Below are 18,750 nucleotides of genomic sequence, written 5' to 3'. Positions count from 1 at the left end.
TTTTAAAGTCCCTCTCTCCCGGAGAGGGATTTAGGGTGAGGCTTACAGATACGACAATCCCTTAAATTCCCCGCTGTCATAATAAAATGGCTCAAAGCCATCCTCGGCAAGCTCACAGCTTACCTGCATGGTGGTAAAGGTAACATCGCCAAAAATATTGGCTATGGCCGAGTCGGCAGCATCATGGCCGGTAGCTATTTTGATAAGGCCGTTTAAAGGTACCAGCCGTGTTGCATCAAACAGGACCCACTTGCCACCAAGGTAAGCCTCAAAGCAGGCGTGAAAATCGGCTGGCTTGAGGTGATAGGCATAACCTGTAAAATAACGTGCAGGTATGGTTAGCGCCCGGCAAAGGGCTATGCCCAAATGCGCAAAATCGCGGCAAACACCGGCCTGTTCGGTGACGGTATCAAAAGCCGATGTTTGTGAATTGGTTGATCCGCTTAAATATTGCACATTTTTATTGATCCAATTTGTCAATTCAACCACTTGCTCAAAAGGGTTGGTCATATGCCCGAACATATTGTGCGCCAGGCGATATAATTTATCCGACTGGCAATAGCGGCTTGGATTTAAATATGGCAGCACCGGCGATGGCAGCTCTGAAACGAGGGTTTCCTGCAATTCACCAAAATCAGTTGTTTCATAACAATTATCAACCGTAGCTTTATAAGTAACTTTAACATTAGGCGTATCGGCACTTACATCAAAGCGCACCAAACGGTTTTCGCCCTGCAGGGTTTGCAGCTCTTCAAACTTAATATAGGGCTCCAGGGTAAATTCTTCACTTATCACCGTTTGGTTTGGGCTGCGTAACGAGTGTATGTTTAAAATCAATGTGCCCGGCGACCGTACTACATATTCCATTTGGGTAAACACATCGAATTTCATGTTATCAGCTTTCTGTTTTTATTTCTTCTAATTTGTTAAATGTGGCGTCCATCCAATCCTCCGAAATATGCTCGAGGGCAAGTTTCAGTTCCTCGGCCCATTGGGTTGAAATATGCTCCAGGTCCTGCTTATTATAACGCTGCTCAACAATATTGAAGCTGTCTTTTTTATAAACGGCTACGTCTATCGGAAAATCGACATTATTTGAGCTTACCCTTGTTGAATCGAACGAAAGAAAACCCGTTTTCAGCGCCAGTTTCAGGCTCGAATTTTCATCAAGGATCCGGTTAAGGATAGCCTTGCCATGGCCCGAATTACCAATTACCACATAGGGTGCCCCCTGCCCTAACTCCACCCAGTTTCCTTCGGGGTACAGCAAAAAAAGCTTATGCTCGTCATCATCACGCAATTGGCCCCCAATGATCGTATTCAGGTCGAACCTTAAACCTGCGGCATCAAGCGACACCTTATCTTCCTGGGCGGCACGCTTTACCTGTTCGCCAAAAGCATTCACAGCCTTGTACATTTTATTAAATTCGGCTGTTTCCAATAATTCGTTAAAATAGATCACCGCTTTATCCCGCACCGAGCGCAAACCGCTGGTCATGATGAACAGCGAAAAATGATCCTTTTGTTCTATGGTGATCTTCTTTTTTACAGTAGTATCCGTCCCCGAAGTTATGCGGGTATCGGCAATGGCCAATAAGCCCTCTTTAACTTTAATTCCCAGGCAATAAGTCATTTGATTAGCGTCGTTCGTTATAAATTAATACTTGCCAAAGTAATTAAATAATGCGAGATTTATTAACCGATCATTCATAAACCATTTATTTACCGCCACATCTTTTTCGGGCCTATCTTTTATTTTATTTCATAAAATGAATTTCAAATCAGCATTACTTATCCTGTCATTGATTTTTAACCTCAACTTTGTCAAAGCGCAAAAACATAATCCTGTCCCAGTTATTTTCGACACGGATATTGCCGGGGATTATGACGATGTGGGGGCTATGGCCCTGCTGCATGCCTTTGCAGATAAAGGCGAAGCTAAAATATTAGCTACCCTATCATGCAACGCCTTTGAAACTACCGCACCAACTATCAGTGTGATCAATACCTATTTTGGCAGGCCCAATATCCCGATAGGTATTGTAAAAAAAGACAAGCCCAATAAAGACTGTGCACAGCAATGGGCCCAGGCTATCATTGCCAAATATCCGCATAATATAAAATCAAACAGCCAGGCAGTTGAAGCAGTAGCACTTTACCGCAAGATCCTGGCAAAGCAGGCCGATGGCAGTGTAACTATTATTTCCGTTGGCTTTTTTACCAACCTGGCCGATCTGCTCCGGTCGGGACCTGATAAATACAGCAAGCTGGATGGAGAACAACTGGTGAAAAAGAAAGTAAAAAACCTGGTATCCATGGCTACAGGAATAGGCACCGATGGCAAAACCTTTAGCGAATACAATGTAAATGTGGATGCAGCCTCGGCGCAAAAAGTGTTTGAAGACTGGCCTGTACCTATTATCCTTAGCGGTTTTGAAATAGGCGAAAAGATCCTGACAGGGATCCGCCTGATCAACAATACATCAATACAAAACAGCCCGGTAAAAGATGCTTTCCGGGTTGCACTCACAAAAGACAAGAATACAATTGGGCGAAACAGCTGGGACGAAACTGCCGTACTAACAGCCATCAGGGGCCCCAAACCTTATTTTACCTATCGTAAACTCAACATGGAAATAAAGGATGACGGTACCGATGTAGTGATACCAGGAGAACGGTTCTTATATCTTCAATTTGCCATGCAACCCGGAGCTATTGCAAAGGATATTGAACAACTAATGATGCACCAACCTGTTAAAAAAGTGAAACAGTAAATACCACTAAAATACCAACTACTTGGTATTGGATTTTCAGCCGATTGATGCCACCTTAGTTTCATCATGAATAAACCAATTAAAATCCAGGTAGCTATCTTTTGTGAGCCTTGCATCATCTGCGGCAGCAGGCCTGTTATAGCTCAGGCTAAAGGCAAATTTATTGTAAGATGCGGTAGCAACGCCGATCATTATCAAACCCCACCCGGAATGGTTGACATTGCCAATTGGAATAAGCATAACCGCCCGGAGCCTGGCATCACCCCAAATATGGGGCATCTTAAACAAGGTTGATCACTTAAAATAGCGGGTTACTACGTAGCCGATAGCTTCCTTTATATATGTCACCCATCCAGCCAACGCGCCTGCATTGGGCAGAAAATCATCGGCAGATACCGAAAGCCTTCGGCTGGAAAAACAGCAGGGATATGCAACCACATCAACCCCCTGCTTTTTAAATATCATCATGGAGCGGCGCATGTGAAATGCCGAAGTAACCAGCAAATACGGCCCCTTAAGTTTATGCTGCTGTAGGAGTGCCTTCGAAAACGCAGCATTTTCAATCGTATTGCGCGATTTAGGTTCGGTTAATATGCAGCTATCAGGAACCTGCATCTCCCGGAGTTGTCCCCTTACCCAATCGGCCTCTCTAAAGCCTGATGGCATCAAAAGGCCATTCCCACCGGATATCAAAAGATGGCTGACCTGGCCTGTTTTCTGTAATCTGACACCTTGGATAAACCTGTCTGCAGAAGAATTAAAGAAGCCGCCTCCATTCCCATCGTCCGAGCTAAAACCGCCTAATACTATAGCACAGGTGTACTTTTTGCCGGCGGGCACATTAGTTTCCCGGACATCCCAACACCAGCTTATTACATTAATTAACACCGAATTAGAGAAAATATAAAATACAATAATACCCGTAATTAAAAATTTTCGTTTACGTTTTACGTTCTTTGAAAAAAGAGCTACCAATAAAAATACGAATACCCATAAAAGCAAATTCATTAAAAACGAAAGCACTTTTGAAAAAATAAAAAACATATCGTGGTTATTGTGTTTAAGTACTTCAAATATAGAAGCTTTTATCAGGCAAAGTAACAAACTGGCATTATCATTGTCATATATCAGAAAAAAATATATTATGGGCTTTATCAAAACTCTTGCTATAGGTGCTGCAGTTGCTTACGGAATAAATTACGTAACCAAAAAAGGACCCGACGGTAAATCAATTATCGATAACCTGGTTGACAATGCCCCTGATTGGGTCGAACGCGCTAAAAAATACGGCGAACTTACTTTAGAACAAATTGCCGTGCGCACTCAAAATTTCAGGGATAACAACAGGCGTTAATACGCCCTGCCTGGCGCTTTGTATATAACATATTATTTTTAACGGGCTTCACTTCAATACCTCATTATGTGTTATAATCGATAATGTTTGGTGGATGATAAAGAAGTCACTGTTTGACTATAACAATGATATGCTTAGCGATGCATCCTAAACAGGAGCTGATTGATATGCTTAGGCGCAGTTGCCATGCATCTCTCCTAACGACGTGATTGTAAACTATTGATTGTTAGATTTATTAAAAATCATATTAGAAGCAGGGGCGTTCCCGTTAGCTAACGGGCCGGGCTTTTCGTTACAAGTCCTCGCCTCCCGGCACCACAGCCCGCGCACGCTGTGGGCTTTACACTGCAATCCCTAACGCTCCCCCGCACAACACCTCACCAAAATATAGTTTATACTTTACCACAATATCGTGTAATCTTTCAATCCTATAAATCAGGGTTCATTTTTTCATCAGCCATTGTTCCCGGTATTGCTTTGGTGTTACACCTTCAAAACGTTTAAAAAACTTAGTAAAATTGGATGGATCGAAGGTAAGCTTATTTGCTATTTCGGCTACACTGGTCATGTTTTCCTGTAGCATGGTTTTGGCAATTCCCATGATTTTCTCCTCGAAAAAGAAACAGGGGTGTTGCCCTGTGGTGAGTTTAATGGTGTTGCTTAAATGCGTAGGGTGGATATGTAACTCACCGGCAAAGTCACGGATCTCGTACATATCCAATACGCGGTTGTTCAGGACATCGTCAAGGTGTTTGTCAATGGCCTTCAAATATTCCGCAGTGATTTCATGCTGGCGGGCCAATATCTTCTTCGGAATAGTACGCGTTGCTTCCATCATACAAAATTAAGCAAACAGATCGGGCTTAAACAGTGGCGCCACCCGCTTTTTGGACGTCTGCTCGTAAGCATATCCTAATTTAATGATATCCCCCTCTTTATATGCTGTGCTAAAAAACGACAACCCAACCGGTAAGCCATGCGCCAGTCCCATAGGCACCGTAATATGCGGATAACCTGCCATAGCTGCCGGGCCCGAAAAGCCGAAACCGTTATCATAATCGCCATTTACCAGGTCAATGCATACGGCCGGGCCGTTGGTAGTGCCTATAATTGCATCAAGTTTATATTTGGCAAGTATATCATCAATAACTTTACGGGTGCCAGCATTGGTTTGCTTAACCGCGTCAAGATACTCCTTGCTGTTCAGGTCGCCTTTACCCTGGGCCAGTTCCATAGTCTCCTGTTTAAAAAAGGGCATAGCTTTGGCCTCATTCTGTTTGTTAAAATCGATGACATCGGCCAGCGTTTTTATTTTGCTGTTTGCGTTGCTAAAGTATTGGTTAAGGCCGTCTTTAAATTCATAAAGCAGCACGGTAAATTCATTTTTGCCTATAGTTTTTAGTTCCTTGTTCAATTCTATCTCCACCACCCCGGCACCTTTACTTTTTAGGGTTTTGATGGCATCCTGCAATAGTGCAACAACCGCCGGGTTATCATCAAACGCTGTTTTTTCAATACCCAGGCGCTTGCCTTGTAAACCATTAACATCTAAAAATTTGGTATAATCAGCCTCGGTCTTGTCTTTACTGCCAAGCGTTGCCAGGTCAAGCGTGTCAATACCGGTAAGCGCACCAAGCAGTATGGCGGCATCTTTAACTGTACGCGCCATAGGTCCGGCAGTATCCTGTGTTTTAGAAATAGGAATTATGCCCGAGCGGCTCCATAAGCCTACTGTTGGTTTAATGCCCACCAGGCCGTTAACCGACGAGGGTGAAACTATAGAACCATTGGTTTCCGTACCGATACCTATAACGCAAAGATTGGCAGCTACAGCCGTTCCCGTACCTGCACTTGAGCCGCTGGGGTTCCTGTCTAAAATATAAGGGCATTTGGTTTGCCCTCCCCTGCTGCTCCAGGCACTTGTTGAATGCGTGGAACGAAAGTTTGCCCATTCGCTCAAATTGGTTTTGCCCAATATTACCGCTCCCGCCTCGCGGAGCTTATGCACAATAAAGGCATCCTGTTTAGCAAAATTATCGGCTAACGCCAATGAACCGGCTGTGGTATGCATGTTATCACCGGTATTAATATTGTCCTTGATCAGCACCGGTATACCATGCAGCGGACCGCGCACTTTACCCTTTCCTCGCTCCCTATCCATTGCATCGGCCATGTTCAGGGCATCTTTGTTAAGCTCGATAACTGAGTTGAGCATGATGCCTTTTTTATCTATCTGATCGATGCGTTTCAGGTACAGTTCGGTGATCAGCCTTGAAGTAAACTGTTTGCTCTGCATTTTTTGCTGCAGATCGGTAATGGTTATTTCGCTCAGTTCAAATATATCGTCCTTACTGTTATCAGCAACGGCAGTTTCATCAGCTTTATTTTCGGCAGATGGCTGATTGCAGGAAGCCGCTACTAAAGTAGAGATCGTTAACCCGGCTAATGAGCCGGTTTTGAGGAAATTTCGTCTGTGCATAACTGTTTTAAATAAAAGGCATTACAAGTAACAAAATATTTAACTACTTTGAAAGTTGTGGAGGGAGTGGATAGTTAAATATTACAATGTACGAACAGAAAAACAAATAAAAACGGGGTCATGCTGAACTTGTTTCAGCACCCTCATTTGCTTGGTTTACGCCTTGCAGATGTGCTTTGCAGATGGGATCCCGAAATAAATTCGGGATGACGTTTTTCTTCTTACTTCGATACCATACCAGATATCACATTAATACTCAACGCTACAATAGCCGTATTAAACGCAAAAGAGATCAATCCGTGGATCCAGGCCAGCCGGCGGATTAACCGGGAAGAGATCTCCACGTCGGATACCTGGAAGGTCATGCCTACAACAAAAGAGAAATATACAAAATCGAGGTAGTCGGGCTCTTTTTCGTCACCCGGAAATTCAAGACCACCGAGATGCTTGAGTTTTTTATCATCATCGGGGTCGGTAGTATAATACATGTGGGCGTAACGCAGCGTAAATATGGTATGCACCAGCCACCATGAAACAATAACCGAAGCCATTGCTAATAAAACCCGTGCTGTAACTACCGCTTCAGATTGATTCTTTGTAGATAAAAGCAGGAACAAAATTGCCAGTAAGCTCATTAGCGATGCTACTATCACAAACAAAAATATCAGTGTACGGCTCGAATCCTCTATTCGGGCTATCTTACGGATCTCGGCCGGGTTGGCAGTCAGGATGATGATCCAATCCATAATAATAACGCACAAAGCAAAAGCTATCCACGTTACCAACGCCACCGTCGGCGCCGAAAAATGTGCCCAGGTAAAAAATAAGGTTATCGCGGCAGCTCCTAACGAGATCAGAAGACGGTGATGAGCATCAAGGCTAAAAAAGATCTTGGTTTTTGTTTTGGTATTTTGAGGCATAATCATTTAGGCTACACCGTAAATATGCGGATGAATAGTGTAGAATAAATGAAGATACTAAACTTAATCTTCTTCCTCAACAATCCAGGCCACACGGCCAACCTGCCCGTCATCCAGTTGCACTTTGATGCCCCGCGAGTGGTAAGCCGCACTTGTAAGCAGGCGTTTTACGAAGCCGCGGGTTAACGTGCCTGTACGCTGATCCTTTTTTAATATGATATCAACCTCAAGGCCGGGATATATATCGCTTCTGTTTTGTCCGTTCATGACCGTTGATTGTTTTTGATTACGTTGATTTCGCTGATTAAATCTACCGTCATTGCGAGGTACCTCGCCATGACGTTTTTGTAAATGACATCAATTTATTCAACCAACCCTTTTATTGCCTGCTCTACCTTTCCGAAATCAAAATTATTGATCAGTTTATCAAAAGCTACAGTAATTTGCTCATTGCCCAAATTACCAATGCTGCCTTCATGGGTATGGTTCACCGTTTTATCAGGGTTAAAATCACCGGCTTCAATGGCTAAGCCCACTTGTTTGTATGCATCACGGAATGGTGTGCCGCTTAACGTTAAACGGTTTACTTCTTCAACGCTAAACAGGTAAGCATATTTGGCATCGTCCAGGATATCGGTTTTTACCGTGATATTTTGCAACATAAAAGTTGCCATTTGCAGGCAGTGTTTCAGGTCGGCAAAAGCCGGGAACAGCAGTTCTTTTAATAACTGAAGTTCGCGGTGATAGCCCGATGGCAGGTTGGTGGTCATCATAGCTACATCTGTAGGCAAGGCCTGCAGGCGGTTACATTTGCCGCGCATAATTTCCCAAACATCGGGGTTCTTTTTATGCGGCATGATGCTGCTGCCGGTGGTTAACGCATCGGGGTAACTTACAAAAGCGAAATTCTGGCTCACGTATAATGCCTGGTCCATAGCCATTTTGGCCAACGTTGCCGCAATGGATGAGATAGCCTGCGCAATAATCCGCTCGGTTTTACCGCGGCCCATTTGCGCGTAAACCACGTTATAGTTAAGGCTGTCGAAGCCTAAAAGCTGTGTTGTTAAAGTACGGTTAAGCGGGAACGATGAACCATAACCGGCCGCCGAGCCCAGCGGGTTTTTATTGGTTATGCGATAAGCTGCTAAAACCAGTTCCAGGTCATCGGCCAGACTTTCGGCATAAGCGCCAAACCATAAGCCGAATGACGATGGCATAGCTACCTGCAAATGGGTATAACCTGGCAATAAAACATCTTTGTGTTTCTCGCTCAATTCAATTAACTGGCGAAACAAAGTTTCGGTGCTTTCTACAACCTCTTGTAACTGGTGACGGAAGAACAGTTTAAGATCAACCAAAACCTGATCGTTACGTGAACGGCCGCTATGGATCTTTTTACCGGCATCGCCGATGCGCTGGGTAAGCAGCAGTTCAACCTGCGAGTGCACATCTTCTACATGCTCATCAATCCTGAAACCGCCTTTGGCTATATCGGCATAAATGTTTTTCAGTTCACGCTGAACAAGCTCAAGGTCGGCACTGTCCATCAACCCAACGCTTTGCAGCATACGGGTATGGGCCAGTGATCCTAAAACATCAAACGCCGCCATTTGCTCGTCAAATTCGCGATCGCGCCCAACAGTAAAGTTTTCAACCAGTTCGTTAACGTTGGTAGTTTTTTGCCATAGCTTGCTCATGGTGCAAATGTATAAATTTGAGAACAATGTGTGCATTATTTGTGCATACCGCCACCGCTCGGCTCCAGCCGAGTGGTTATTATTTCCAGGCCTCTGGCCTTTTCTTTTCGTCGGCCAGAGGCCGTAAGATAGTTGCCACCCGGCGGGAGCCGAGCAGCAGCGGGGGGATTTTTTTTGCGGAGACAAAGAGCCATTCTTCCCCCAAGGTCGTATCCTCACGATCGCCTGCATCAACCTGCTCATCCTAAAAATCCCCCCAAATCCTGGTTCAGACTAAATAAGACAGTTCAGGATGCCAATCCCAAACCATCCAATTAACATTGCTAATTGTGACAACATATTACAGCCTTTGGCCAATATTGTATAAACCGCTATCTTAACCACATGAAACACCCTTTATGTAAGCCATTGCTTAGCATTGCCTTATTATTTTGCTTTTTTTCGGTAACGGAAGCCCAAACACCCGGGGCTGCAGGCCTTAAATCCGAATATCTTATAAACCCAATAGGTATCGACAACGCTCACCCACGCTTAACCTGGCTTATGGATGATAAAACGCAGGGAGCAGCCCAAAGTGCTTATCAGCTTTTTGTAGGTACTGATTCAATTGCTGTTTCTGCAGCCAAAGGCAACGCGTGGGCCACCACCAAAATTGCTTCATCAACCAACCTTGCTATTTATAGTGGCCGGCAACTAAAACCTTTTACTAAATATTTCTGGAAGGTTCAGCTTTGGGACCAAACCGGTAAAAAGCTTTCTGCATCGCCGATAGTCAGCTTCGAAACAGGCATGATGGGGATGCAGAACTGGAAAGGCTCATGGATCAGCGATAACAAAGGGATCGCCGTAAACCCTGCACCATACTTTCGCAATACATTTAAGGTAGCTAAGCCAATCCGCTCGGCAAGGGCTTATATCGCGGTGGCTGGTTTATATGAATTATATCTTAACGGCAAAAAGATCGGCAACCACCGGCTCGATCCTATGTATACCCGGTTCGACAGGCGGACGCTTTACGTTTCATATGATGTTACTGCTCAATTACAAAGCGGTAAAAACGCAGTTGGCGTGTTGCTGGGCAATGGCTGGTATAACCACCAGAGCACGGCTGTTTGGTTTTTTCACCAGGCACCATGGCGCGGCCGCCCGGTATTTTGTATGGATTTGCGCATCACTTATACCGATGGCTCTGTTGAAACCGTAAAATCCGGCACCGATTGGAAAACATCACTTAGCCCTGTCGTTTTCAACAGCATCTATACTGCCGAGCATTATGATGGTCGCTTAGAACAACCGGGCTGGAACACCGCTAATTTTGACGACAAAAAATGGAAACCTGTCATTAACCGCGCGGCTCCATCCATGAACATCGTATCGCAGACTATGCAGCCCATTCGTGCGGTTGATACCATCAGCACCAAAAGCGTTACCAAAATTGACAGCGACGTTTGGGTGTTTGATATGGGCAGGAATATCTCAGGCGTAAGCCAGATCACCGTTAAAGGCGATTCGGGTACAGTGATCCGCCTGAAACATGCCGAAAGGTTGAACAAGAACGGTCACGTTGACCAATCAAATATTGATCTGCATTACCGTCCTACCGATGATAAAGATCCATTTCAAACCGATATTTTCATTTTAGGAGGCAAGGGAGAAGAAACATTTTCACCTCGCTTTAACTATAAGGGCTTTCAGTATATTGAAGTAAGCAGCAGCAAGCCTATTCAGATTGACAAGGAGAACATCAAGGCATTTTTTATGCACAGCGATGTGGAACCGATTGGTACCGTTAAAGCTTCAAACCAAACTATCAACCAAATCTGGACTGCCACTAACAACAGTTATTTAAGCAACCTGTTCGGCTATCCTACCGACTGCCCGCAACGCGAAAAGAACGGATGGACGGGCGACGCACACATTGCCAGCGAAACAGGCTTATATAACTTCGATGGCATCACCGTTTACGAAAAATGGCTGGCCGATCACCGCGACGAGCAGCAGCCAAACGGCGTACTGCCATCCATTATTCCAACCGGCGGCTGGGGTTATGAATGGGGTAACGGCCCAGATTGGACCAGCACCATCGCCATTATTCCGTATAATATTTATCTATTTTATGGCGATAGTAAATTGCTTGCCGATAGCTACAATGCTATTGAAAAATATGTAAACCACATAGATGAACTTTACCCGACCGGCCTTACTACCTGGGGCCTTGGCGACTGGGTTCCGGTAAAATCTGTTTCCCCGGTTGAGCTTACTTCATCAGTTTATTACTATACCGATGCCACCATCCTGGCCAAAGCGGCCAAAATATTAGGCAAACAAGCCGATTATGTAAAATACACCGCGCTGGCCAATAAGATCAAAAATGCCATCAACGCAAAGTATTTAGATACCGCGACGGGCACCTATGGCAAAGGATTGCAGACGGAACTAAGCGTACCGCTTTACTGGGGCATAGTACCCGAAAACATGAAGAGTAAAGTAGCAGCTAACCTGGCCAAACGTGTTGCCGCCGATAATTTTCATTTAGATGTGGGTATTCTTGGTGCCAAGGCCATTTTGAGTGCTTTGAGCGACAACGGATACGCTGACGTGGCTTACAAAATAGCATCGCAGGAAACCTTCCCTTCATGGGGCTGGTGGATGGTTAATGGCGCAACCACGTTATATGAAAACTGGCAGATAGATGCAAAATCCGATATATCGCTCAATCACATTATGTTTGGCGAAATTGGTGCCTGGCTATACAAAGGCATTGCGGGTATCCACCCCGATCCTGAGCATCCGGGTTTTAAAAATGTATTGTTGCAACCGCATTTTGTACCGGGTTTAAATGAGTTTACGGCCACGCATAAAGGGCCGTATGGTAATATCGTTTCATCATGGCAGCGTACTGGTAATGGGATAACTTATAAGGTTACTGTACCCGCCAATTCAACAGCAACAATCACCTTCCCGGCAGGTAAAGTTTACCTTGGCGGCAAACCGCTTAACAACCCCGGGTTGTATAAGGTCGCTGCGGGTAGCTACGTATTCGAAATAAAATAATACTGCCGCAAATGCCATAGCATTTTCATATTTTAATATCTGCGCGAATCAAATGACCATTTACTGACAGGCCGGGGCAACCCCGGCTTGTTTTTGTATATAAATTTGCCCCACCTTATTTACAATCACTGATACCATGCGCAGGATATTATCTATCGTATTTTTATTATTTGTTGCCAAACTTGCAGTGGCCGGCCCGGAAGAGCCTTGGTCATTAAGCACCGATAAAGAGGGCATCAGGGTTTACACCCGTCATATCGCTGATTCAAAGATCAAAGCCATAAAAGTAGAATGCACATTTAACGCAACTGCGGCACAGTTAGTGGCTGTGCTTATGGATATTAAAACCTGCGGCGAGTGGGTTTACCATACCAAATCGGCAACCGTTATTAAACAGGTATCTCCATCAGATATTTATTACTACTCGGAAGTAAATATCCCCTGGCCGGTGCATAACCGCGATTTCGTTGCGCATTTAAAAGTTACGCAGGATGCTAAAACCAAAGTTGTGACTATCGATGCGCCCGTTATCTCAAATATGGTACCCGCGAAAGATGGCATTGTAAGGGTTGAAAACTCAACCGGCCGCTGGGTTATTACGCCAACCGATAGCAGCCATGTAAGCATTGTTTATACCCTGCACCTTGATCCAGGTGGTTCGGTACCGGCCTGGCTTATCAATATGTTTGCAGCACAAGGCCCAATGGAAAGTTTTAAAGGCTTGAAAAAGCAACTTCAGAAACCGGCTTATAAGGATGTGAAGCTGGCTTATGTGCAGTAAAACCGACCGTTGATTCGCTGATTTTTCTGAACCAAGATTAAATGGATGAAAGGATTTATGGGATTTGAATTACCCCTTCTAATTCACTTCATATTCAAAAAACCCCTTAATCCAACAAATCCCCCAAAATCCCGGTTCAGACAATCTGCAAATAAACATCAACATTTTGCAAATAAAATTGAAAACTCATAACACACTTAGCTGTACTTTCGATGATTAGTATATAACCGTTTGATTTGCTTGCAGGATACCAAAGGATAGTTGTGCAAATTATAAACGCTAATATTGCTTTACCAATAAAGTAAACGTGTAAACGATGAGAGTTGCCCTGTTTGTACCTTGCTATGTCGACCAGTTTTACCCCCAAGCGGCCATTGCTACGCTGGAGCTACTGGAGAAACTTGGCTGTGAAGTCCATTACCCTAAAAATCAAACCTGCTGCGGGCAGCCGATGGCCAATTCGGGCTATGAGCATTTAACCGGCGGTTGCAATAATTTATTTGTCGATAATTTTTCGGGATACGATTACATTGTCTGTCCATCGGGCAGCTGTACCCTGCATATCAAAGAGCATTTACATGCCGATGGCCGCGAAGAACAGGCAACAGAGATCCGCAAAAAGGTTTATGAGCTTACCGAGTTTTTGGTTGATGTATTAAGGGTGAAACAACTTACTGCCAGCTTTCCTTACCGGGTTGGCTTGCACCAAAGCTGCCACGGATTGCGGGGCTTGCGCATAGCCCAAATGAGCGAGCTGGTTGCCGAGCCTTTCAGCAAACCGGCACAACTGCTTGATATGGTTAACGGACTTGAACTGGTTCCATTGAGCCGACAGGACGATTGCTGCGGTTTCGGCGGTACGTTTTGCGTGGTTGAAGAGGCTGTATCGGCCAAAATGGGTAAAGATCGCGTGGCCGACCATGTATCGCACGGGGCACAATACATCACCTCGGCCGATCTTTCATGCCTCATGCACCTCGAAGGCATTCTGCGCCGCCAAAACAGTGATGTTAAAGTAATTCACATGGCCGAGATTTTAAACCACAGCATGTAATGAGTACCGCTACTACCAAAGATCACCCGCATTTAGCTGCCGACTTTAACCGTGACGAACCACGCGTAAACTGGCACGACGAAACCCTGTGGTGGGTACGTGCCAAAAGAGATATTGCCGCGCATAAACTGCCCGAATGGGAATTGCTGCGCGAAACCGCGTCGCAGATAAAATTTAACGTACTCTCAAACCTGAGCGCCTACCTGGAGCAGTTTGAGGCCAACGCCGCTAAAAATGGCATCATTGTACACTGGGCGGCAGATGCTGCTGAACATAACCAGATTGTACACAGCCTGCTTGAACAAAGGGGCATTACCAAAATGGTAAAAAGCAAATCGATGCTTACCGAGGAATGTCATTTAAACGAATACCTGAAAGAGCATGGCATCGACGTAATTGACTCAGACCTTGGCGAGCGGATTGTACAATTGGCGAATGAACCACCCAGTCATATTGTATTACCCTGCATCCATAAAAAGAAGGAAGAGATAGGCGACATTTTCCACGAGCATTTAGGTTCGGCCAAAGGTGAATCAGACCCTAAAATATTAACTGAAACTGCCCGACAGCATTTGCGCGAGGTGTTTTTAACCCGTCGCGCTGCACTTACCGGCGTTAACTTTGCCGTGGCCGAAACCGGCGAATTTGTAATTTGCACCAACGAGGGAAATGCCGATATGGGCGCTCATTTGGCCGAGATCCATATTGCCTCGATGGGTATAGAAAAGATTATCCCTGAAAGAAAGCACCTTGGTGTGTTTTTACGCCTGCTTACCCGCAGTGCTACAGGTCAGCCGATCACCACCTACTCCAGCCATTTCAGTAAACCGCAGGATGGCACCGAAATTCATATTGTTATTGTTGATAACGGGCGCAGCATACAGTTAGGGCGCGAAGACTTTCGCAATTCGTTAAAATGCATCCGTTGCGGAGCTTGTATGAATACCTGCCCGGTTTATCGTAAAAGCGGGGGCCACAGCTACCATACCGCCGTTGCCGGGCCAATTGGTTCTATCCTGGCGCCCAATCTCGACATGAAAAAATATGCCGACCTGCCCTTTGCCTCTACCCTTTGCGGCTCATGCAGCAATGTATGCCCGGTTAAGATAGATATTCATGACCAGCTATATAAATGGCGGCAGGTAATTGTTAAAGAAGGATACTCGCCCAAAACAAAAACCTTGGCCATGAAGGCAATGGCCTTAACGCTGGCTTCGCCAACTTTATACCGCATGGGCGGCAAAACCGGCAGGCTGGTATTTAAATACGTCCCTTTTGCAGTGAACAATAAATTAAACCCATGGTACAATCAACGGGAAATGCCCAAAGCACCCGATGAGTCATTCGGTGAATGGTATGCCAAAAGGAAAGGAGCAAAAAATTCATGAGCCGCGAAAAAATATTAGCCGCTGTAAAATTCAATCAGCCTGCAGCTAACCCACTACCTGATATGGAAGTGTTGAATACGCTCACGGATGTCCGGACAGACCTGGTTTCAAAATATAAAACCATAGCCACAGGCGGTGGTAGTTTTGTTTACGAAGTAAGTGGCTTTGATGAGATCAAAACCATCATCAATAATGAATTTAAACCCGGGGTAAAGATCATATCGGCCCTTAATGAGCTGAGCGATTACATTTATGCCGATACTGTAAAGCACGAAGATGGTCACAACTTTGCCGATGTAGAGCTAACCGTACTTCGCACCAACCTTGGCGTTGCCGAAAACGGTGCACTCTGGCTTACCGAAAAAGAAATGGGCAGCCGGGTATTACCGTTCATTGCCCAGCATTTGGCAGTTGTAATTGGTAAAGATGATTTTGTACCAACTATGGCGCAAGCTTACCAAACCATTGGCGATGCCGGTTATGGTTATGGCTCATTTATATCCGGGCCTTCAAAAACAGCTGATATTGAACAATCCTTGGTTATTGGTGCGCATGGGCCGAGGAGTTTATCGGTGTTTATACTTTAACAGATCGCCCTTAAGAATCATGTCATTGCGAGGAGCGAGATAGGAATGAGCCTGGGCGCGACGTGGCAATCGCATGCTATACAGAGCGGCTAAGCTTCCGTGCGATTGCCGCGCTACGCTCGCAATGACATATTTTTTATTGCACACTTTTATCTCATCTCGCGTTCGCTTGTAACGAGCTTAAGGTTCTCATTATCCCTAAAAATCAACAATTTACAACAATGACAAATGGATGATACAAAAATATACCGATTGGTATATTTTTGTACTGTCGAAATTAATGACACACACAACATGAAAACTTCAGAAAATACCGTATTAATCACCGGCGGCAGTGCCGGCATAGGTTTTGAAATAGCTAAACAATTATCTGCTAAAAACAACCATGTAATTATCATTGGCCGCAACCAGGAGCGTTTGGATAAAGCCGCAGCCCAATTGCAAAACGTAACCGCTATTAAAGCTGATATATCAAATGCAGAAGATGTGGAAGCCTTAACCGCACGAGTGAAAAAAGACTTCCCGCAGCTTAACGTGGTGATCAACAACGCCGGTGCAGCTTCAATTAACGACCTGCTTACTACGCCTAATGTTTTTGAAAATGCACAGGCAGAAATGTTCACAAATTATATTTCAGTTGTACGCCTGAACGAAAAATTATTACCTGTTTTGCGTCAGCAAAGTGAAGCGGCTATCGTAAACGTATCATCGATAGTTGCCTTTTTGCCAGGTAAACAAACAGCTACCTACTCGGCAACCAAAGCAGCTTTGCATTCTTATACCATTTCATTAAGGGCTGCTTTAGAGGATACCAATGTTAACGTATTTGAGCTGATGCCGCCACTGGTTGATACCGAATTTTCGGCAGAGATTGGCGGCCATAACGGCATCCCGGCATCACAGGTGGCAGATGAATTTACAGCCGGTTTTGAAACCAATAACTACGAGATCCGCGTAGCAGGTACAGAAGCATTTTATCGCTTATTCCTGTCAAACCCGGCCGAAGCTTTAAAGGCCCTGCACCAGAGATAATTTCTGGTGTAATTTTTTTGCCCTAAAAAATACCGATCGGTATTTTTTAGGGCAATTATTACTTCATAATTCATACTTTAATGAAAAAAAGCATCCTCATCATTACCGTTATAGCTGCTGCTATCATGGAATTGATTGACACCTCCATAGTAAACGTAGCCCTTTCGCACATGAGCGGTAACCTTGGCGCAACGCTCGAAGACACTTCCTGGGTGATCACCGCATACGCCATAGCCAATATCATCGTAATACCCATGACCAGCTTTTTAACTACCAAGCTTGGTCGCCGTAATTATTATATCGGGTCTATTATCGCATTCACTTTCTTTTCGGCTATGTGCGGGCTGGCATCAGATATATGGACACTGGTTGCTTTCCGCTTTTTACAGGGCGTTGGTGGTGGCGCCCTTTTATCAGTATCTCAAGCCATCGTGTTTGAAGTTTATGGTAAAGACCGCGTAGGTATAGCCAGCGCACTATTTGGCGTAGGCGTATTTTTAGGCCCAACCATCGGCCCTACCCTGGGCGGTTTCATCACTGAAAATTATACCTGGCCATGGATCTTTTATATCAATATCCCTATCGGCATTGCCGTAACCATATCAAGTTTATTGCTGGTCACCGAACCGGAAATCAAAGCCAAAGTAAAAAATGTAGACTGGTGGGGCATCCTCCTGCTCATCATCGGCATAGGCTCACTCCAAACCGTATTGGAGCGGGGCGAAACCGACGACTGGTTTTCGGCCGGTTACATCATCGTACTCACTATAGTAGCGGTTATCAGCCTCAGTATATTTATCTGGTGGGAACTCACAACCCCTAATCCGGTTATTGATTTGCGGGTACTCAAAAGCAAATCACTTGCTGTTGCAGCCATTTTAACCTTTGTAACAGGATTCGGATTGTTTACTTCGGTATTCCTTACCCCGGTACTGGCGCAACGGGTGCTGCTTTTCCCGCCTACTATAACAGGGCTTATCTTATTGCCCGGCGCGGTGTTGGCTATTGTAGGTTTGCTGTTTTCGGCAACGCTACTAAAAAAGGGCGTATCCCCGCTAATTATTATTACAGCAGGCTTTGTGATCTTCATAATCTTTACCTGGCAGATGTCGCGCGTAAACCTGGAGGCAGCACCCGGCGACCTGGTAGGCCCGCTTATTTACAGGGCTATGGGGATTGCCCTGTTAACCGTTCCGCTTACTGCTTTGGCTGTATCCGGGCTCGAACCCAAAGATATCCCGCAGGGGTCAGCCCTAAATAACATGATGCGGCAGTTGGGCGGCTCATTTGGTATCGCAGTAATCAATACCTATGTTGCCAAACGCTTCGGTTTGCACCGCAATGACCTGTTGGTTAACATAACCGACTTCAATGACCAGGCCATGGCAAGGATAGCCAAGCTTACCAATTATTTCGGCAGCAGGGGCTTTTCTTCATTTGATGCGCATAAAAAGGCTATAGCAGTTATTGACAGCACGATAAACAGGCAATCGTTCCTGTTAAGTTATTTAGATGCTTACCTGTTTTCCGGTTTAATATTTTTATTGGCGATGCCGCTTTTACTACTGGTCATCAACCGTAAAAAACAGGCCAGGCCTATTGTTATCATAAATGACCACTAATTAAATAC

Annotated in this window: 18 protein-coding genes; 10 read left to right on the top strand and 8 right to left on the bottom strand. The window is 44.9% G+C overall.

Translation table 11 applies throughout. The features are described 5' to 3' along the window. Window positions 1-42: 42 nt before the first annotated feature. Together SNE26_RS01550 and SNE26_RS01545 are read right to left on the bottom strand one after the other, a co-directional pair. On the bottom strand, window positions 43-891 hold the full coding sequence (locus SNE26_RS01550; RefSeq protein ID WP_321557631.1) for a transglutaminase family protein: 849 nt from the start codon (window positions 889-891) through the stop codon (window positions 43-45). 4 nt (window positions 892-895) lie between these two features. Continuing rightward, window positions 896-1,633: a peptidase gene (locus SNE26_RS01545; protein WP_321557630.1), complete on the bottom strand. Its 738-nt coding sequence runs from the start codon at window positions 1,631-1,633 to the stop codon at window positions 896-898. A gap of 136 nt (window positions 1,634-1,769) precedes the next feature. Between SNE26_RS01545 and SNE26_RS01540 the strand changes: the two genes are divergently transcribed. Both SNE26_RS01540 and SNE26_RS01535 read left to right on the top strand, forming a co-directional pair. Continuing rightward, on the top strand, window positions 1,770-2,774 hold the full coding sequence (locus SNE26_RS01540) for a nucleoside hydrolase (RefSeq protein WP_321557629.1): 1,005 nt from the start codon (window positions 1,770-1,772) through the stop codon (window positions 2,772-2,774). Between the two features lie 66 nt (window positions 2,775-2,840). Next, complete coding sequence (locus tag SNE26_RS01535) at window positions 2,841-3,068, top strand: hypothetical protein (protein WP_321557628.1); 228 nt, start codon at window positions 2,841-2,843, stop codon at window positions 3,066-3,068. Here SNE26_RS01535 and SNE26_RS01530 read toward each other — a convergent pair whose 3' ends face one another. Then, window positions 3,069-3,818, bottom strand: a complete 750-nt coding sequence (locus tag SNE26_RS01530) for a YdcF family protein (RefSeq protein ID WP_321557627.1) — start codon at window positions 3,816-3,818, stop codon at window positions 3,069-3,071. A 100-nt stretch (window positions 3,819-3,918) separates the two neighbouring features. Between SNE26_RS01530 and SNE26_RS01525 the strand changes: the two genes are divergently transcribed. Next, window positions 3,919-4,128, top strand: coding sequence for a YtxH domain-containing protein (locus SNE26_RS01525; RefSeq protein ID WP_321557626.1), 210 nt, complete (start codon window positions 3,919-3,921; stop codon window positions 4,126-4,128). A 442-nt stretch (window positions 4,129-4,570) separates the two neighbouring features. Here the strand turns inward: SNE26_RS01525 and SNE26_RS01520 are convergent, their stop codons facing one another. The 5 genes from SNE26_RS01520 to argH form a co-directional block, all read right to left on the bottom strand. Next, window positions 4,571-4,966, bottom strand: coding sequence for an AraC family transcriptional regulator (locus tag SNE26_RS01520; RefSeq protein ID WP_321557625.1), 396 nt, complete (start codon window positions 4,964-4,966; stop codon window positions 4,571-4,573). A 6-nt stretch (window positions 4,967-4,972) separates the two neighbouring features. Next, window positions 4,973-6,607, bottom strand: coding sequence for an amidase (locus SNE26_RS01515; RefSeq protein WP_321557624.1), 1,635 nt, complete (start codon window positions 6,605-6,607; stop codon window positions 4,973-4,975). Window positions 6,608-6,828: 221 nt separating this feature from the next. Continuing rightward, entirely contained in the window at window positions 6,829-7,527 is a 699-nt protein-coding gene (locus SNE26_RS01510; protein ID WP_321557623.1) for a DUF1345 domain-containing protein, read from the bottom strand. 63 nt (window positions 7,528-7,590) lie between these two features. After that, window positions 7,591-7,794, bottom strand: coding sequence for a YwbE family protein (locus SNE26_RS01505; RefSeq protein ID WP_112572483.1), 204 nt, complete (start codon window positions 7,792-7,794; stop codon window positions 7,591-7,593). Window positions 7,795-7,889: 95 nt separating this feature from the next. After that, window positions 7,890-9,224 (bottom strand): argininosuccinate lyase, encoded by a 1,335-nt coding sequence (gene argH / locus SNE26_RS01500; RefSeq protein ID WP_321557622.1) that lies wholly within the window; start codon window positions 9,222-9,224, stop codon window positions 7,890-7,892. A 384-nt stretch (window positions 9,225-9,608) separates the two neighbouring features. Between argH and SNE26_RS01495 the strand changes: the two genes are divergently transcribed. From SNE26_RS01495 to SNE26_RS01465, 7 genes are all read left to right on the top strand, one after another. After that, window positions 9,609-12,278, top strand: coding sequence for a family 78 glycoside hydrolase catalytic domain (locus SNE26_RS01495; RefSeq protein ID WP_321557621.1), 2,670 nt, complete (start codon window positions 9,609-9,611; stop codon window positions 12,276-12,278). Window positions 12,279-12,414: 136 nt separating this feature from the next. Continuing rightward, entirely contained in the window at window positions 12,415-13,059 is a 645-nt protein-coding gene (locus SNE26_RS01490) for an START domain-containing protein (protein WP_321557620.1), read from the top strand. A gap of 316 nt (window positions 13,060-13,375) precedes the next feature. Further along, window positions 13,376-14,113, top strand: coding sequence for a (Fe-S)-binding protein (locus SNE26_RS01485; protein WP_321557619.1), 738 nt, complete (start codon window positions 13,376-13,378; stop codon window positions 14,111-14,113). After that, on the top strand, window positions 14,113-15,501 hold the full coding sequence (locus SNE26_RS01480) for a lactate utilization protein B (protein WP_321557618.1): 1,389 nt from the start codon (window positions 14,113-14,115) through the stop codon (window positions 15,499-15,501). The genes SNE26_RS01485 and SNE26_RS01480 overlap by 1 nt, the downstream gene beginning before the upstream one ends. Beyond that, the gene (locus SNE26_RS01475; protein WP_321557617.1) at window positions 15,498-16,088 is read left to right on the top strand and encodes an LUD domain-containing protein; all 591 of its coding nucleotides are present in this window, start codon (window positions 15,498-15,500) and stop codon (window positions 16,086-16,088) included. The genes SNE26_RS01480 and SNE26_RS01475 overlap by 4 nt, the downstream gene beginning before the upstream one ends. A gap of 294 nt (window positions 16,089-16,382) precedes the next feature. Continuing rightward, entirely contained in the window at window positions 16,383-17,120 is a 738-nt protein-coding gene (locus SNE26_RS01470; protein WP_321557616.1) for an SDR family NAD(P)-dependent oxidoreductase, read from the top strand. An 80-nt stretch (window positions 17,121-17,200) separates the two neighbouring features. After that, window positions 17,201-18,742: a DHA2 family efflux MFS transporter permease subunit gene (locus SNE26_RS01465; protein ID WP_321557615.1), complete on the top strand. Its 1,542-nt coding sequence runs from the start codon at window positions 17,201-17,203 to the stop codon at window positions 18,740-18,742. Window positions 18,743-18,750 lie beyond the last annotated feature (8 nt).

It is taken from the genome of Mucilaginibacter sp. cycad4 (assembly GCF_034263275.1).
Lineage (GTDB): Bacteria > Bacteroidota > Bacteroidia > Sphingobacteriales > Sphingobacteriaceae > Mucilaginibacter.
This window is presented reverse-complemented; position numbering and strand designations above follow the sequence as displayed.

Coding starts and splice junctions, on each gene's coding strand:
- SNE26_RS01550 (WP_321557631.1), bottom strand. CDS start 891: ATGAAATTCGATGTGTTTACCCAAATGGAATATGTAGTACGGTCGCCG.
- SNE26_RS01545 (WP_321557630.1), bottom strand. CDS start 1,633: ATGACTTATTGCCTGGGAATTAAAGTTAAAGAGGGCTTATTGGCCATT.
- SNE26_RS01540 (WP_321557629.1), top strand. CDS start 1,770: ATGAATTTCAAATCAGCATTACTTATCCTGTCATTGATTTTTAACCTC.
- SNE26_RS01535 (WP_321557628.1), top strand. CDS start 2,841: ATGAATAAACCAATTAAAATCCAGGTAGCTATCTTTTGTGAGCCTTGC.
- SNE26_RS01530 (WP_321557627.1), bottom strand. CDS start 3,818: ATGTTTTTTATTTTTTCAAAAGTGCTTTCGTTTTTAATGAATTTGCTT.
- SNE26_RS01525 (WP_321557626.1), top strand. CDS start 3,919: ATGGGCTTTATCAAAACTCTTGCTATAGGTGCTGCAGTTGCTTACGGA.
- SNE26_RS01520 (WP_321557625.1), bottom strand. CDS start 4,966: ATGATGGAAGCAACGCGTACTATTCCGAAGAAGATATTGGCCCGCCAG.
- SNE26_RS01515 (WP_321557624.1), bottom strand. CDS start 6,607: ATGCACAGACGAAATTTCCTCAAAACCGGCTCATTAGCCGGGTTAACG.
- SNE26_RS01510 (WP_321557623.1), bottom strand. CDS start 7,527: ATGCCTCAAAATACCAAAACAAAAACCAAGATCTTTTTTAGCCTTGAT.
- SNE26_RS01505 (WP_112572483.1), bottom strand. CDS start 7,794: ATGAACGGACAAAACAGAAGCGATATATATCCCGGCCTTGAGGTTGAT.
- argH (WP_321557622.1), bottom strand. CDS start 9,224: ATGAGCAAGCTATGGCAAAAAACTACCAACGTTAACGAACTGGTTGAA.
- SNE26_RS01495 (WP_321557621.1), top strand. CDS start 9,609: ATGAAACACCCTTTATGTAAGCCATTGCTTAGCATTGCCTTATTATTT.
- SNE26_RS01490 (WP_321557620.1), top strand. CDS start 12,415: ATGCGCAGGATATTATCTATCGTATTTTTATTATTTGTTGCCAAACTT.
- SNE26_RS01485 (WP_321557619.1), top strand. CDS start 13,376: ATGAGAGTTGCCCTGTTTGTACCTTGCTATGTCGACCAGTTTTACCCC.
- SNE26_RS01480 (WP_321557618.1), top strand. CDS start 14,113: ATGAGTACCGCTACTACCAAAGATCACCCGCATTTAGCTGCCGACTTT.
- SNE26_RS01475 (WP_321557617.1), top strand. CDS start 15,498: ATGAGCCGCGAAAAAATATTAGCCGCTGTAAAATTCAATCAGCCTGCA.
- SNE26_RS01470 (WP_321557616.1), top strand. CDS start 16,383: ATGAAAACTTCAGAAAATACCGTATTAATCACCGGCGGCAGTGCCGGC.
- SNE26_RS01465 (WP_321557615.1), top strand. CDS start 17,201: ATGAAAAAAAGCATCCTCATCATTACCGTTATAGCTGCTGCTATCATG.